Here is a 15,815-nt window from a genome sequence, read left to right as displayed (position 1 = left end):
GCAAGCGGCTCGATACCGCCTTGCTCAAGCATAGTCACCAATCGCCGAATCTTCGAAGAATAACCGGCAAGAGGGTCAACTTTTGTCGACCCTCCTGCCCGACGAAGGCGTCGCTGTCAGGTCAACCGAACGCCGGCACCCGCAGTGAGGCTCTCGACGGCAAGCCGTGCTCGTGCCAGCCATGGTGTGCCTCGGCATCGCCCCAGACCCGCCAGTGCAGCTGGGAGAGCATCACCGGATCATCCAGAAACGCCAGGCGCTCGAGGTTGTTCATCGAAGCCGGCCCCTGCTTGAGCGCCCGGCTCACGCGCTCGTGGCGCCGCCGCTTCAACGGCTCGGCATGACCATGTCGCGAGGTGCCGAGCGCGGTCGCCAGTGCGTTCGATACCGGGTCCACCACTATCTGGACGAAATTCGGCGTGGGCGCGGCCGCGTTCATCCTGCCCAGGTGGCGCACCATCCTGCGCAGCACCCGTGGCGGATGCGTCTCCTCGGGAATCCGAAACAGTCGCGCCCGGAAGCAGGCGCTGCCGAGAGAGACGCGACTGGAGAGCGCGGATACCGGTATCGAGATCATCATGGCCCCCACGATGGGCGACAGCCACCACAGGAACGTCGGTTCCATGAAGTAGACGCCCACCGCCCAGACGGCGCCGATGAGTGTCTGGCTCCAGTGATTGCGAATCGCATCGCCCCAGGTCGTGTCGCTGTTCTCCCGTGACGGCGAGCGCCACTGGATCGCCCACCCCATGATAGAGGTCAGCACGAAACGCGTGTGGAACAGCATTCGCACAGGGGCCAATGCCATCGAGAACAGCGACTCCAGGACCATGCTCGCCAGTACCTTGAGCGGCCCACCGAACTGACGACTCCCCTGGACCCACACCAGGATCACGCTCAATACCTTGGGCAGGAACAGCAGCGTCGCGGTAGCACCGAACAGGCCCACGGCCAGCGTCGGGTTCCACTGGGGCCACACCGGAAACATCATCCCCGGTTCCGGGAAATAATTGGGCGTACTCAGCGTGTGAACGGCAAGCAAGGCCGTCGACAGCACCAGAAACAGACACCAGAGCGGTGCGGAGATATAGGACATCAGCCCCGTCAGGAACACGGCCCGATGAACGGGGTGAATACCTTTGGAGAGGAACAGCCTGAAATTCATCAGGTTGCCGTGACACCAGCGCCGATCCCGATTGAGCTCGTCGAGCAGGTTCGGCGGCATCTCCTCATAGCTGCCATCCAGCTCGTAGGCGATCCAGACGCCCCAGCCGGCACGCCGCATCAGGGCTGCCTCGACGAAGTCGTGCGACAGGATTTCCCCGGACATGGAGCCCTTGCCGGGCAGCGGTGCCAACATGCAGTGGCGCATGAACGGCGCCATGCGAATGATGGCGTTATGCCCCCAGTAGTGCGACTCACCGAGCTGCCAGAAATGCAGTCCCGCGGTGAACAGAGGGCCGTAGACGCGGGTCGCGAACTGCTGCATGCGGGCGTAGAGGTTCATTCGCCCGGAAGCCCGCGGCGCGGTCTGCACGATACCGGCATCCGGATGCGCTTCCATCATCTGAACCAGGCGGGTCAGGCAGGCACCGCTCATCACGCTATCGGCATCCAGCACCAGCATGTAGCGGTAGCAGGCCCCCCAGCGGCGACAGAAGTCGTCGAGGTTGCCGCTCTTGCGCTTCACCCGACGCTGACGACGTCGATAGAAGACCTGGCCGAACGCCTCGAGATCGCGGCACAACGCCAACCAAGCATGGGTTTCCTGAATCGCGATGTCGGGATCGAAGGTGTCGCTCAGGATGAACACGTCGAAGTGCTGACCATTGCCGCTCTGGCGCAACGACTCGATGGTCGCCCGGACACCGGCGAAGACACGGGGGACGTCTTCGTTGCAGATGGGAACCAGCAGTGCGGTACGCGCGTCCGCCGGAATCGGCTCGTCACCGACTTCGGAGTCGATGGCATAGCGGTCACGCCCGCGAAGCAACTGGAAGAAGCCCATCAGCGCGGTCCAGAAGCCCGCGGAGACCCAGGCAAACAGGAGCACGAACAGTGCCAGGATGGTGATCTCGAGCCACTGCTGTCCCTGGCCCGGCAAGACCGTGCGCATCTGGTTGGCAGCGATGAAGCTCTGACCAAAGATGAGCACCAGCAGTACCCAGCGGCGCGCGCTGGCAATCATCTGCCAGCGCGGCGCTGGTCTGCTCTCCCGATGTTTGCGACGAAACCCTCGCCCTGCCCAGCTCTTGAAGCGCTGACCGAATCGCACGAAGGGGTTGGTCGACCACCCTTCGGGCGCCAGCGGCGTACGCTGCAGCGGCGGCGCCGTCTTCACCCGGGTGATGCCGTGCTCGTCGGTGTTCAGGATTTCCGGCGGTGCCAGCGGCGGCTCGGCGTAGGCCAGAGCCAGACGCCGGCCCACCGAACTGGCGGCCGGATCATCCTCGTCGACCTCGCCACCGCCCAGTGCGGCATGCAGCGAAGCCATGTCATGGGTGTCCAGGTCGCTGGCGAGCAGCCTGCGCCGCTCGTTCCGATCCTGCGCCTCGAGCGCCAACCGCTCCAGATAATGCTCGGCTGACACCATCGTCTTGGAAGGCGTCACTTCAGCCATTGGCGGGCAACCGGTAATACCAGGTTTCGGAAACCCGCTTCTCGCCCTGGTTCAGATAGGCGCGAATGTCCAGCGGCTGGTTGTTGTCGCTGCGCTTGATCTTGACGAAGACGCGCCAGCCTCCCGTGGCCGTATTGCGCTCGGCATGGCTATCCACCAGTTCACCGTTGTCGCCGACACTCGCCTGCACGCTGATGTTGGCGTCGTCACCGAGACCTGACAGCGAGGGACCGTTGAAATCCAGCACGAATGCCAGTGAACCGTCGGCTTCTCTGACCAGGTTGTCCTTACGCACTTCGCCACGGGAACGGCGAGTCTGCTCGACCCAGGCCAGCGAGGGATCGACGTAGCGGCTCTCGTCCTTGGTCACGGTGAAGCGGTAGTCGTAATCCAACGGCGTACCCGGCTGCGGCGCAGTCTCCGGCAGCCACATCGAGACGATGTTGTCGTTGGTCTCGTTGGGAGTCGGGATCTGGATCAGCTCGATCTTGCCGGCGCCCCACTCGTTCTGCGGCTCGACCCAGGCGCTCGGGCGCAAGTCATAACGGCTGTCCAGATCCTGGTAGCTGTCGAACTGGTGGTCCCGCTGCATCAGGCCGTAGCCCCGCAGGCGCGGCGTGGCCTGTTCGTTGATCATCAGCTTCGCCGGATTGGCCAGAGGCCGCCAGGTCCAGCCGTTCTGGGAGTCGCTGACAAGCAGACCATTGGAGTCGTGGATGGCAGGCCGGTAGTTCAATGTCGATGAAGGCTGCTCGGGACCGAACAGATACATGCTGGTCAGCGGTGCCACGCCCAATTTTTCCACCGGACGACGCAGGAAGATGCGTGACTTGACATCGACGACGGTATCCGCGCCCGGGCGCAGCACGAAGCGATAGGCCCCGGTCAGGCTGGGAGAATCGAGAAGCGCGAAGATCGTCAGGTACTGGCTCGTCTTGCTCGGCTTGACGATCCAGAACTCCTTGAAACGGGGGAACTCTTCGCCGGAGGAGAGCCCGGTATCGACCGCGAGCCCCCGACCGGAGACCCCATAGACCTGGTTCTTGCCGACGACGCGGAAGTAGCTCGCGCCGAGGAACACCATCGTCTCGTCTTTGCGATCGACCTGGTTGAGGGCGTAGTTGACCTTGAAACCCGCGATGCCAAGATCGTCGTCGTTCTTGGCACTGTCCGGAAGGTCCAGATTGCCGAAGGTAAAGTCGTCGGGATTGTAGGCGAAATCGTGCACGCCTTGATCATCGACGCTGTGGAGTTGAATGGCGCTGCTGTAATGCATGCCCTCATGGAAGAAGCTCAGGGTGAAGGGCACCCCGTCACCACTCCAGACATCACGATCACGTTTGTACTGGATCTGCTCGTACTGGCCATAATCCAGATTGCTCAGCGCCTCCGGCAGATTCTGTTCGGGTTCGCTGTAACCCTTCTGTGAAAGGTCCTCGGCTTTCTTCGCGACGTCATCGAAACCAAAAGCCAATACATTTTGGGCGATACCGCTGAGTAGCAACCCGGTCAGGGCTACCACCGGAAGAAGCGCCTTGCGTTTTTCAAGGTTACTCCGCCGGATCGATGCACTCACACTCATACTCCTGTCATAACTATCTTGGCCGATATCAACGAGCTCGGGGCGTTCTAGGCCGTGCATGCCGATACCATAAAAAAACGGTCAGTCATGCCGAGCCGAAAAAGCCACGCTGCAAGGCATGCCAGCAGCGGGCGCAACTCACGATGAAGGACGACGAGATAGCGAAGCCTCCTTGCTCCGTACCGCCGCAGTCTAGCATACGCTACACTTCGGGTACGGGAAGACCTCGTTATCGGCCCACGACTGCCTGACTGAATAGCGCCCCCGGTTCACCGACGGATGAGACCGCTGCATGCCCATGGATTCGAACTCCGATCAAGGGGCCGCGACGACCGGGCCACGCCTTTGGCTGGGCATGATGGCGTATCTCGTCATTTTCAGCTACCCCCTGCTCCAGGCCGACCGGCTCTACCGGGACGACATCTGGCGCAGTTTCCACGGCGAGATGGGCTGGGTTTCCAACGGTCGGCCGCTCTCCAGTCTCGTCGTCCTGGTGCTCAACGGTGGCCCTCGCCTCGCGGACCTCGCGCCGCTGCCGCTCTGGCTGGGCCTGGCCGCAGTCGCCGCGGCCATTCTCCTGTGGCGGCGGCGCCTGCTGGCCTTCGGTAGCGGTCACGCCTGGCTTGCGATGCTGATTCTCGTCGTACAGCCGTTTTTCCTACAAAACCTCTCCTACCATTTCGATGCGCTCCCCATGGCGCTCTCGCTGGCCTGTGCCATCGCCGGTATCGCCTGGGCGCTGGACCCGCGTCAGCATCACGACTGGCAGGCAAGATTTCGCTGGCTGGCCGGTGGTGGCGGCATTCTGGCATCTCTGCTCTTCTACCAGCCGGCTGCCAATGTCTATTTCGTGATGCTTGCCTTCCATGTCGCCTTGAGCGTTTCCCTGCGGGGTCGTCCGGATTGGCCCCGTCATCTGGAGGCGCTGGCGATCGGCGTGACGGCGCTGGTGATCTCGAAGGCCGTCTCGATATGGCTGATCGCCGGCGATTACAGCGTCAAGCACAGCCAACTGGTTCCCCTCGACCAGCTCCCCGGCCACCTGGTCGAACAGACATGGCGATTCTGGCACTACGCCGCCATGACTCTGGGCACCCCGACATGGTGGCTGGTGATGACGCTGGCTGTGGTGACCGTGACGGGGTTGTGGATCACGGCATGGCGCCATCGCAATCTTGCGGGGCTGGCGGTCATGTGTCTGGTCACGATCAGCCTGCCGCTGGGCGGGCTCGGCTTTCTATCCGTTCTGGCCGACCCTATCTGGCGGCCAAGAGTGATGATGGGATTCGGCGCGGTCTATGCCGGACTGCTCTTCTGCACGCTGCACTGGCTGGGACGTTCCCGCTGGCGGCTGTTCAACGACGTGACGATAGGCTGGCCGCTGCTGGTGATCGCGCTCGGTACGCCCCTCACCCTGACCTACGCCTACGGCAACGCCCAGAGACAGCAGGCGCTGTTCGCCGATCACGTCTCCATGACGCTGATCGATGATCTCGCCGTGCAGCCCTCGGCCGCGCCACTGGTCATCGACGGGGCGCTGCCCTACTCCCGGACCACCCGCAACGCGATCGCCTCGCACCCGATGATCGGCGAGCTGATCCAGCCCTATCTCGACAATGGCTACTGGTGGGGCTACCAGGAGCTCTATCGTAGAGGCTTGTCCGCGGGCTTCGAGCTCAGCAGCGACACGGCCTTGCGGAGCGATTTCGAGTCCCGCTGCCAGAGCCTGCCTCCGCTGGTCCGGCGAGCCTGGTATACGCTCTACCGATTCGAAGGCCATTACGTGGTCTCTCTCGAGCCTCGCTGCCACCGCAGCCTGACGACCAGCGAACTCCCCATCGACGATTGAGCGCGACGCTCGCCCTGCCGCGACGATGAACGGACCTCCGATGCCAAGCCGCGCCGGTCGAACCTCCAAACGCCTACACATTTAACGAGCTATGTCAGACAAATGGAGAATGGCGATTCGCCGCCCGTTGCCCAACACTGCCGGGGTAACGTGGCGGCAGCCTCCTTCGTGAGCCGCCACCGGGATGCATTCAACCAGGACACCTCTATGCATGCATGGACTCTGATCTCGTTCCTCTTCTTTACGGGATTGGTCGCCTTGATCACGTGGCGTATCACTCACCGTGACGATCTCAGCAATACGCGGGGCTACTTTCTCGCCGGTCGCAGCCTGAGCTTCCCGCTGATCGCGGGCTCGCTGTTGATGACCAACCTCTCCACCGAGCAGATGGTCGGTCTCAATGGCGCGGCCTTCTCCGACGGCCTGAGCGTCATGGCCTGGGAAGTCGTTGCCGTCGTCGCTCTGGTGCTGCTGGCGCTGTTCTTCCTGCCGCGGTTCCTGCGCAGCGGGATAGCCACCGTCCCGCAGTTGCTGCAGGAACGTTTCGGCCCGACCACGCAACTGATCTGCAACGTCATCTTTCTGGTCGCCTATGCCGTCATCCTGCTGCCGATCATTCTCTACTCCGGCGCAGTGGGTCTGCAGGGGATGCTTGACCTGCCGGTGCTGACGGGCATCGAGTCCAGCACCACGCTGCTGTGGCTGACCGTGTGGGTTGTCGGCATCATCGGCGCGATCTACGCCCTGTTCGGCGGTCTGCGAACGGTCGCCGTCTCCGATACCATCAATGCCATCGGCCTGCTGGTCGGCGGCTTCCTGATCGTCTATCTCGGTCTCAATGCCGCGGGAGACGGCAACGGCATCGCCGCCGGTTGGCAGGCCATTCAGCAGGCCCAGCCGGACCGCCTCAACTCCCTGGGTCGCCCGGACCAGCAGGTTCCCTGGCCGACACTGTTCACCGGCGTGTTCCTGATCAATCTGTTCTACTGGTCCACCAACCAGCAGATCATTCAGCGGACCTTTGCCGCCAGGAGTCTCTCCGAAGGCCAGAAAGGCGTCCTGCTGACCGGCTTCCTCAAGCTCCTCGGACCGCTCTACCTGGTGCTGCCCGGCATCATCGCCTACCAGCTCTACGCCGATGAGGGCATCGCTGGCGACCAGGCCTATGGCTATCTGGTCTTCCACCTGCTGCCGCCGTGGCTGACCGGCTTCTTTGCCGCCGTCATGGTCGGTGCGATCCTGTCGTCGTTCAATTCGGCCCTGAACAGCACCACGACGCTGTTCAGCCTGGGTATCTACAAAGGGATATTCAAGAAGGAAGCGAGCGAGCAGCAGGTGGTCAACGCCGGCAAGACCTTCGGTTGGGTCATGGCCGTCGCGGCCATGGTGATCGCCCCGCTGCTGGCCGGCCAGGACAGTCTCTTCGACTACCTGCAAACGATGAATGCGATCTACTTCATCCCGATCCTGGCGGTGGTGATCGTGGGCCTGCTGACCAAGCGGGTGCCGGAGTCCGCTGCCATCTTCGGGCTGGTCGGCGGCATCGTGCTGATTGCGGCCGGCTACTTCGTGCCACCGTTCAACGGTATCCTGGAGATCACCAACCAGTATCACTTCGTGGCCGGCGTCTTCGTGGTACTGGTGCTCGGCATGCTACTGATCGGCAAGATCGCGCCACGCCGCGAGGCCTGGGTGCACGAGGACGCCAAGGCGGTCGATCTCACGCCCTGGAAGGGGGCGGTACCGATAGCGATCGTACTGCTGATCCTGGTCTTCGCGATCTACTTCGCCTTCGCCGGTTGACGCGACCGGGGGCGAACCCGACCCGACCGACGCCTCGCCTCTCGCGCGAGGCGTCGTCGTTTCCGGCCTTGGTCAGCGGTCGCCCTCCCTGCCCGGGGGGTCACTGACCACCGCCGATATCGTTTACCATGCGGACTGGTTTCTTCGGAAATAGAGGCGATGCCCCGACACCTGACTCACGACCTTCGGAATCTGCTCGATCGCGGCCGGGACCGCCAACTGCGACTGGCCGTCACCGGACTCTCCCGCGCCGGCAAGACGGCGTTCTTGACCTCGCTGGTCAACCAGTTGCGCCATGCCGGTATCGATGCGCGTCTCGACCTGCTCAAGTCCGCCCGGGAGGAGCGCCTGCTCGGCGCGCAGCGGATTTCGCAGCCGGATCTCGGGATCCCTCGTTTTCCCTACGACGAAGCGATCGCCTCGCTCGAATCGACGCCGCCCCGCTGGCCCGAACCGACGCGCGGCATCAGCGAACTGCGCCTGCAGTTGCGCTACAAGACCCGACGCGTACGCGGCCTGCTTGGCGACACGGCGACGCTGACCCTGGACCTGATCGACTATCCGGGCGAGTGGCTGCTGGATCTGCCGCTGCTCGAGCACGACTTTCTCAGCTGGAGTGAAAGCCAGCTCCGACGAACCGGGCCGGAGCGCCAGCGGCATGCCGAAGCCTGGCGAACGGCGGTCGCTCGACATCGCCCCGACGAGGAGGTGGACGAATCCCGCCTGGCCGAACTGGCCGACCTCTACGCGACCTCCTTGAGAAGCGCACGAGAAGCCGGCTTTTCCCACCTGCAACCGGGCCGTTTCCTGCTTCCCGGCGACCTGCAGGGAGCCCCGGTGCTGCAGTTCTTTCCGCTACCCGGTGTCGGGGAGCCAGATCGCCGGACACTCGAAGCGCTACCTGCCGGCAGCCTGTATCAGACGCTGAAGAAGCGCTTTCGCTTCTATCAGCAGCATGTGGTCAAGCCCTTCTATCGCGAGCATTTCCGCCGCTTCGACCGCCAGATCGTACTGGTCGACGTGCTTGGCGCGCTCAACGCCGGCCCGGAGCGCTTCGAGGATCTCTCCGAGGCGCTGGCGACCCTGATGCGGAGCTTCGACTACGGCAAGCGCAGCCTGATCAACCGGCTGTTCTCGCCGCGTATCGACCGCCTGGCGATCGCCGCCACCAAGGCGGACCACGTCACGCCGGATCAGCATGCCAACCTGGTGGCGCTGCTCGAATCGCTGCTGGCCGAACCGATCAAGGACCTGCGCTACGCGGACGTACCGGTGCGGGCGTTCTCCCTGGCCTCGATACGCGCCACCGAGACCCGAGAGATAGAGACCGACGGCCAGCGACAGCCGGCGCTGCGCGGTCACGGTCTCGACGGAGAGCCATTGCTGCTCTACCCCGGCGACGTGCCAGACAGGCTCCCCGAGAAAGAGTTCTGGCAGCGCCAGGGATTCGACTTCACCGCCTTTCGACCGGTGCCCTGCCGGTCCCAGGCGCTACCTCACATCCGCATGGATGCCGCCCTGGAGTGGCTGATGGGAGACAAACTGCGATGAGCGATCCTCGGCCCGGACAGCGCTTCACCTTCGACGATGCCCCCGCTCCGGGGGAGCCCGCCTCGGTTCAGGGCGCGCGGCACTATCCGCCCACCCAGGCAAGCGATCCGTACACTCAGGACGAAACCTCCGACGCCGCCGCCATCGATGCCGCGATCGCGCCACCCCGCAAGCGGCGTTGGGGATTGATGATCGTCCTCGGTGGCGCACTCGGCCTCGGCACGATAGAGGCCGCCCACACGCTCTACCTCTCCACGCTCGGCGGCGACTGGCTTGCCGGTGCCTGGAGCCTGATCGGTCTGACCGCCGTCGGCCTGGGCGCCAAGGCGCTGTTCGGTGAGCTCTGGCGGCTGCGCAAGCTACGCCGGCACGCCCGGCTGCGCCGGCAACTCGACGAGGAGTGGGTCGACGATACCTCGCCCACCCACTCGGACCCGCTGACGCTGGCCGGAGAGCTTCGCGAACAGATGGGCCTGTCCAGGGATCACCCCCAGTGGCAATCCTTTCTCGACGCTCACCAGTCGCATCACACCCCCCAGGAGACCCGCCAGCTGGTCGCCCACTATCTCCTTCACCCGCGCGACCGGGCGGCACGACGGCTGGTGACGCGGATGTCCGGGGAAACCGCCGTGATGGTCGCGGTCAGCCCGTTGACACTGGTCGACATGTCCTTGATGGCCTGGCGCAACATCGCCATGCTCGACCGCATCGCCGCGCTCTACGGCCTGCAGCTCGGCTATGCCAGCCGTTTGCGGCTGTTCAGGGAAGTGCTGCGCAACATGGCCTTCGCCGGGGCCAGCGAAATGATCAGCGACGCCGGCATGGATCTGCTGTCGATGAACCTGGCGGCGAAGCTGTCCACCCGCGCCGGGCAGGGTCTCGGTGCCGGACTGCTGACCGCGCGCCTGGGACTGCGCGCCATGCGCACGATTCGACCGATCGCGTTCGAGGGGGACGAACAGCCAAGGCTGGCCGACCTCCGCCGCGAGGTCTGGCAGCAACTGCGCAGGCTCGACGATCGCGCGGAGCCGCGCTGAAGCCCGCCGTCGCACCCTCACTCGAGCGCGAAGAACTCCCGCAGCGCATGCGCCACCGCCGACTCGTGATGGGCGCCGATGGTGGTGGCGTGGGGGAGCTGATCGATCACTGCCGGATGGGCATTGGAAACCACATAGGCGTGGCCGGCGAGGGTCAGCATCTCGACATCGTTGAAATTGTCGCCGAACGCCAGCGCTCTCTCGGTCGGGAGATCGAGTGCCTTGAGCGCCCGACTCAGGGCCGTCGCCTTGTTCACCCCCCGCTGCATGATCTCAAGGGAGTTGGCCGCCGAATAGGTGATGTGCAGCGCCTCGCCGTGACGCTCCCTCAGGGTGAGTTCCAGTGGCTTCAGCAGCGCCGGCTCGCCGATGTAGAGCACCTTGCCGACATGCTCGTTGTCCAGATCGTCCATCTCGTCGACCTGGTAGGTGAAGCCGGTCATCGCATGCAGCGGTAGCAGCTCGGGCGCTTCGGCGTCGATCAACCAGCGATCGCGAGTATAGAGATTGAGCCTGACCGACGCCGGTCGCGGCAGATCCACCAGGGCCCTGACCAGCGCCGTGGGCACCAGCGTGTCGCTGACGACACCATCCTCGGCGTCATGCACGTGGGCACCGTTGCTGCTGATGATCCAGGCGGGGATGTCCAGTTGGCGCCGGATCGCCGCAATATCGTGGTAATGCCGACCGGAGGCCAGCGCGATCACGTGGCCCCGAGCCGACAACGTACGCAACGTGTCGCGGGTCAGGGCATCGACGCGATGCTCGGCATTCAACAGGGTGTTGTCGAGATCGCTGGCGATCAGGTACTGGGACATGAGGTCTCCTCGGATACGCGACTTCGGGCTTCGACCAGCATCGGCTGCAGGAGGCTGTCGATAGCGGCTTCGGGCTTCGGCCAGCGCCGGCTGCAGGAGGCTGTTGATAGCAGCTTCGAGCGAACCGTGTCAAAGCGTGAACACGAGGCGCCAGCCGCCGATTCGGCGACTGGCGCGACATCCTGCCCGTGGGAGGTGTCGTGCTCCACTCCAGTCTGGACCGGCGTTCCGTCAGGAAGACCTGGTGTCGATACCGTTGGCTATCGCCCCCGCCTGGCGTCCCAGCACCAGATGGACGACACCACGCTCCAGGTCCTGAATGCCGGCGGCACCCAGCCCCGCCAGCGCGGACTCGTCCACTTTCCCGCGATCCCCCAGCTCCAGCCGCAGGCGGGTGGTGGCCACCGCAGCGACGCTGCGAATGTTCCCGGCACCGCCCAGCGCCGCCATCCACGCCTTGCGCGACGCCTCGTCGAGCCGGGCATCGGTGGGTAGCGCGTCGTCCTCGACGGCCGGCGCCGCCGCCAGCGTCTTGCCATGATCGCGCACCGCCGACCGGATGTCGTCGGCCACGGCATCGGCGATCGGCCCCAGGATCACCTGCAGGCCGCCACCGCGCAGGTGCAGAATGCCACGGGCCCCCAGCGCCTTGAGTGCCGGTTCGTCGATCGCGGCGTCGTCGTTCATCACCAGCCGCAGCCGGGTGGTACAGGCCCCGACGCTGACCATGTTGGCCGCCCCGCCCAGCGCGGTCACGAAGGCGGGTCCCCGCTCGCCGGCGTCGCGGCTGACGTTGGTGGTCGCCGGTTCCGGCTCGCGCCCCGGGGTCGGCAGGTCGAAGCGCACGATCGCCCAGCGAAAGATGCCGTAATAGAGCACAAAGTAGACCAGTCCCACGGGGATCATCATCCAGCCGTTGGTCGAGAGACCATAGGAGAGCGCATAGTCGAACGCCCCGGCGGAGAAGGTGAAGCCCAGCTTGACGTCGAGCATGTTCATCACCGCCATCGAGATGCCGGTGAGAATGGCGTGCATGGCATACAACGCCGGTGCCAGGAACATGAACGAGAACTCGATCGGCTCGGTCACACCGGTCAGGAAGGCGGTCAAGGCCAGAGACAGCAGCAGGCCGCCGACCTGAGCCCGGCGGGAACGGGGCGCGGCGTGATACATCGCCAGCGCGGCGGCGGGCAGGCCGAACATCATCACCGGGAAGAAACCGGCCATGAAACTGCCCGCGGTCGGATCGCCGGCGAAGAAGCGATTGAGATCGCCGGTGACGCCGTCGTAACTGCCGAAGACGAACCACACGAAACTGTTGAGCACGTGATGCAGCCCGGTCACGATCAGGATCCGGTTGAGCACGCCATAGACGAACAGGCCCAGGTCGCCGGCGTCGATCAGCCACTGCCCCAGTTGATCGATACCCTGCTGGATCGGCGGCCAGATCAGGCCGAAGAGGCCGCCCAGCACTACGGCGGAGAGCCCGGTGACGATGGGAATGAAGCGCCGTCCGCCGAAGAAGGCCAGATAGTCCGGCAACTTGATCGCCTTGTAGCGGTTGTAGAGCACACCGGCCACGCTGCCGATGATGATGCCCGACAGCACGCCCATGTTGATGTCCGGGTTCAGCGTCTCCAGTACCGCGTTGAGCACCAGATAGCCGATCACGCCCGCCAGTCCGGCCGCGCCGTTGTCGTCATCGGCGAAGCCGACCGCCACGCCGATGGCGAAGATCAGTGCCAGGTTGGAGAAGATCGCGTTGCCGGCATTGGCGACGAAGCCGATATCGAGCAGATCGGGCTGGCCCAGGCGCAGCAGCAGCCCTGCCACCGGCAGCACCGCGATCGGCAGCATCAGCGAGCGTCCGAGTTTCTGCAGACCGGCCATGAGCCGGGAACCGAAGGTAGTGGTCATGACGACTCCTCAGGATCTTGTTGTCGTGTCGGCGGCGGCGGTATCGCCGGATGCCGGGGTCGCTGCCTCGGCGGAGGATGCCAGCATCGTGGCCAGCGCCTCTCTCACCGCGGCCGCATCGTCCAGCGCCAGCAGCGCCGGTAGTTGTGCCGCCAGCGCCTCGGCATCCAGCCCGCGCAGCGTCGCCTTGACCGCCGCCACTCGCGCAGGTTCGACGGAGAGCTCGTCGACGCCCATGGCGGCCAGCAGCGCCCCTGCCAGCGGATCGCCTGCCGCGGTGCCGCAGACCGCGACCGGGCACCGTCCTTCGGCCCCCTCCAGGCACAGGGCGATCAGGCGCAGCACGCCCGGATGCAGCACATCGCTGCGCGCCGCCAGCGACGCGACTTCACGGTCCATGGCCAGCGCGTACTGGGTCAGGTCGTTGGTACCGATCGAGAGGAACTCCGCCTCGCGGGCGAGACTGCCGGCGCAGAGCGCCGCCGTCGGCACCTCCACCATGGCGCCGAGCGAAGGCAACCGTTCGATCCCGAGCGCGGCCGCCCTCGTCGCCAACCGCCGGCGCACCCAGCGCAGCTCCCCGGCATCCGCGATCATCGGCACCATCAACCGCAGCCTCGTCAGGCCATCCTCGCAGACCGGCAGCCCGCGACCCGCTTCCAGCAACGCATCCAGTTGCGTGTCGAACATCTCGGGATGCGATTGCCACAGCCTCGCACCGCGTTCGCCCAGCGCCGGATTCGGCGTCGCCGGAAGTGCCAGATAGGGCAACTGCTTGTCGGCCCCGATGTCCAGCAGCCGGACGACCACCGGTTTTCCCGCCATCGCCTCGACGGCGGCGCGATACTCGGCCTGCTGCTCGGCGAGATCCGGCGCAGCCTGCCGCGCCAGGAACAGGAACTCGCTGCGCATCAGCCCGACCCCATCCGCCCCGGCATCCAGGGCACCTTGCGCCTCCCCGCCAGCGGCGATATTGGCCGCGACATGAAGACGGCGACCATCACGCATCGTCACCGGCTCGAAGGCGGCGGCCAGGTCGGCCTCGGCCCGCTGACGCTGGCGTGCCTGTTCGGCCTCGACCGCCGCCAGGCGACGCTCATCGGGCGCCAGCTCCAGCCGCCCTTGATCGGCATCGAGGCAGACCCGATCGCCGCTGGCCTCCAGCAGGGCATCCCCCATCGCCACCAGGCAGGGCAGCCCGCGCGCCCGAGCCAGAATCGAGACGTGGGACGTCGAACCACCGCCCGCCAGGCAAAGCCCGGCAATCTGCTCCGCCACCTCGACGAACTGCGAGGGAGTCATCTCGCGCGCGGCGAGGATCGCTCCTTCGAGCCCGGTGGTGGCGACGACATCCTGGGTGGCAAAACGCTGCATGACCCGGCGCTGCAGATCGTGGAGATCGTCGGCCCGCCCGGCCAGCAGCGTATTGCCGCTACCGCGCAGGCGCTGGATCTCGGTCTCGAGGGCCAGGTACCAGGCGCGTCCGGCGCTGGCACCCTCCACGATCTTCGATTCCGCCGCCGCCCGCAGATCGGGGTCGTCCAGCCAGGCCCGGTGCGCCTCGAAGATATCCGCCTCGGCCTGCTGTCCCCGCGACCCGGCCGCGCGCCTCGACCGCTCCAGGTCGGCATCCACTTCGGCCACGGCCGCGTCCAGCGCCCTGCGCTCCCGTTCGGGGTCGTCGGCGGTGTCGGCAACGCTGGGCAATGCGGCGCGGTAGCGGACCAGCGGGCCGACGGCGAGGCCCGGGCTCGCCGACAGGCCGTTCAACGTACCCGGCGTTGCCGCCACGGCGGGAGCGGTAGCCGGTTCGGCGGAGACATCGGCCCGGCCGGGCTCGTGCTCGGGCGTCTCCAGCAGCGTGATGGTCGCGTCGACTGCGGCCTGGGCCCCGGCACCCCGCGCCGTGACCCGGACCCGGTCGCCCCGGACCAGCCCAAGATTGAGCAGCGCGCTCAGACTGGCGACGCTCGCGCCGTCGACGCCAGATCGGTCTTTACCGGCCTCCTCGGCTCGCGTCAGCCTCAGTTCGACAGCGTGCTTCTGGGCGAGCGCCCTTAGCCTCGACGCTGGCCGGGCGTGCAGCCCATGGGCGGCAGCGATCGTTGCCTCGCCGCGGGCAGACGCCTGGGTGGAGACCTCCCGGCCGGCGGTCTCCTTAGCTGGGCCCGGGGCCTGCCACTGCAGCAGCGTCTCGCCCTTGTCGACGATCGTCCCCGGCGCGACCAGCGTCTCCAGGGAGAGGTCCGGGGCGTTGGTCACCACGATCGGCGTGACCAGGGCCTTGGCATGCCGTGCCAGCCCATCGACATCGAACCGGCACAGCGGATCGCCGGCGACGACACGCTCGCCGGTGGCCACCAGCAGCTCGAACCCTTCCCCGCCCAGGTCGACGGTATCGATGCCGATGTGCAACAGCCATTCATGGCCGTGATCGTCGCGCAGCGTGAGCGCATGGGCGGTCTGGGCACACTGGATGACCTCTCCGTCACAAGGCGCATGCAGCGTCTCGCCCAGCGGATCGATGGCGACACCGGGCCCCAGGGCGCCTTCGGCGAAGGCCGGATCCGGCACCTCGCCGAGCGGGACCACTACCCCGCGCAGCGGGGCGCAGAGAAACCGAGATGTAGATGACATG

General features: G+C 65.7%; 9 protein-coding genes. 4 read left to right on the top strand and 5 right to left on the bottom strand.

Annotation, left to right across the window (positions count from 1 at the left end; all coding sequences use genetic code 11):
• Nucleotides 1-121: 121 nt before the first annotated feature.
• Together mdoH and DOM45_RS11715 are read right to left on the bottom strand one after the other, a co-directional pair.
• Nucleotides 122-2,620 carry a glucans biosynthesis glucosyltransferase MdoH gene (mdoH, locus tag DOM45_RS11720; RefSeq protein WP_240612373.1) on the bottom strand — a complete coding sequence of 833 codons (2,499 nt, stop codon included), beginning with the start codon at nucleotides 2,618-2,620 and terminating at the stop codon, nucleotides 122-124.
• Nucleotides 2,613-4,196, bottom strand: coding sequence for a glucan biosynthesis protein G (locus DOM45_RS11715; protein ID WP_232822338.1), 1,584 nt, complete (start codon nucleotides 4,194-4,196; stop codon nucleotides 2,613-2,615). The genes mdoH and DOM45_RS11715 overlap by 8 nt, the downstream gene beginning before the upstream one ends.
• 298 nt (nucleotides 4,197-4,494) lie before the next feature.
• Between DOM45_RS11715 and DOM45_RS11710 the strand changes: the two genes are divergently transcribed.
• The 4 genes from DOM45_RS11710 to DOM45_RS11695 all read left to right on the top strand — a co-directional run bounded on the left by DOM45_RS11710 (nucleotide 4,495) and on the right by DOM45_RS11695 (nucleotide 10,442).
• Nucleotides 4,495-6,051, top strand: a complete 1,557-nt coding sequence (locus tag DOM45_RS11710) for a glucosyltransferase domain-containing protein (protein ID WP_110600738.1) — start codon at nucleotides 4,495-4,497, stop codon at nucleotides 6,049-6,051.
• A gap of 207 nt (nucleotides 6,052-6,258) precedes the next feature.
• On the top strand, nucleotides 6,259-7,854 hold the full coding sequence (locus tag DOM45_RS11705; protein WP_110600736.1) for a solute:sodium symporter family transporter: 1,596 nt from the start codon (nucleotides 6,259-6,261) through the stop codon (nucleotides 7,852-7,854).
• Nucleotides 7,855-8,013: 159 nt separating this feature from the next.
• On the top strand, nucleotides 8,014-9,405 hold the full coding sequence (locus DOM45_RS11700; RefSeq protein WP_110600734.1) for a YcjX family GTP-binding protein: 1,392 nt from the start codon (nucleotides 8,014-8,016) through the stop codon (nucleotides 9,403-9,405).
• The gene (locus tag DOM45_RS11695; protein ID WP_110600732.1) at nucleotides 9,402-10,442 is read left to right on the top strand and encodes a YcjF family protein; all 1,041 of its coding nucleotides are present in this window, start codon (nucleotides 9,402-9,404) and stop codon (nucleotides 10,440-10,442) included. The genes DOM45_RS11700 and DOM45_RS11695 overlap by 4 nt, the downstream gene beginning before the upstream one ends.
• A gap of 17 nt (nucleotides 10,443-10,459) precedes the next feature.
• Here the strand turns inward: DOM45_RS11695 and DOM45_RS11690 are convergent, their stop codons facing one another.
• The 3 genes from DOM45_RS11690 to ptsP all read right to left on the bottom strand — a co-directional run bounded on the left by DOM45_RS11690 (nucleotide 10,460) and on the right by ptsP (nucleotide 15,814).
• The gene (locus DOM45_RS11690; RefSeq protein WP_110600730.1) at nucleotides 10,460-11,260 is read right to left on the bottom strand and encodes a Cof-type HAD-IIB family hydrolase; all 801 of its coding nucleotides are present in this window, start codon (nucleotides 11,258-11,260) and stop codon (nucleotides 10,460-10,462) included.
• Between the two features lie 231 nt (nucleotides 11,261-11,491).
• Nucleotides 11,492-13,177 carry an N-acetylglucosamine-specific PTS transporter subunit IIBC gene (gene nagE / locus DOM45_RS11685; protein WP_110600728.1) on the bottom strand — a complete coding sequence of 562 codons (1,686 nt, stop codon included), beginning with the start codon at nucleotides 13,175-13,177 and terminating at the stop codon, nucleotides 11,492-11,494.
• 9 nt (nucleotides 13,178-13,186) lie between these two features.
• Complete coding sequence (gene ptsP, locus DOM45_RS11680; RefSeq protein WP_110600726.1) at nucleotides 13,187-15,814, bottom strand: phosphoenolpyruvate--protein phosphotransferase; 2,628 nt, start codon at nucleotides 15,812-15,814, stop codon at nucleotides 13,187-13,189.
• Between the last annotated feature and the right edge of the window lies 1 nt (nucleotide 15,815).

It is taken from the genome of Salinicola lusitanus, from assembly GCF_003206045.1.
In the GTDB taxonomy this organism is placed as follows: domain Bacteria; phylum Pseudomonadota; class Gammaproteobacteria; order Pseudomonadales; family Halomonadaceae; genus Salinicola; species Salinicola lusitanus.
The sequence above is the reverse complement of the archived record's forward strand: the minus strand, read 5'-3'. Positions and strand labels throughout refer to the sequence as shown.

Bases quoted from the DNA above. Each gene is read 5' to 3' on its own strand.
- mdoH (WP_240612373.1), bottom strand. From the start codon at position 2,620: ATGGCTGAAGTGACGCCTTCCAAGACGATGGTGTCAGCCGAGCATTAT.
- DOM45_RS11710 (WP_110600738.1), top strand. From the start codon at position 4,495: ATGCCCATGGATTCGAACTCCGATCAAGGGGCCGCGACGACCGGGCCA.
- DOM45_RS11705 (WP_110600736.1), top strand. From the start codon at position 6,259: ATGCATGCATGGACTCTGATCTCGTTCCTCTTCTTTACGGGATTGGTC.
- DOM45_RS11700 (WP_110600734.1), top strand. From the start codon at position 8,014: ATGCCCCGACACCTGACTCACGACCTTCGGAATCTGCTCGATCGCGGC.
- DOM45_RS11695 (WP_110600732.1), top strand. From the start codon at position 9,402: ATGAGCGATCCTCGGCCCGGACAGCGCTTCACCTTCGACGATGCCCCC.
- DOM45_RS11690 (WP_110600730.1), bottom strand. From the start codon at position 11,260: ATGTCCCAGTACCTGATCGCCAGCGATCTCGACAACACCCTGTTGAAT.
- nagE (WP_110600728.1), bottom strand. From the start codon at position 13,177: ATGACCACTACCTTCGGTTCCCGGCTCATGGCCGGTCTGCAGAAACTC.
- ptsP (WP_110600726.1), bottom strand. From the start codon at position 15,814: ATGTCATCTACATCTCGGTTTCTCTGCGCCCCGCTGCGCGGGGTAGTG.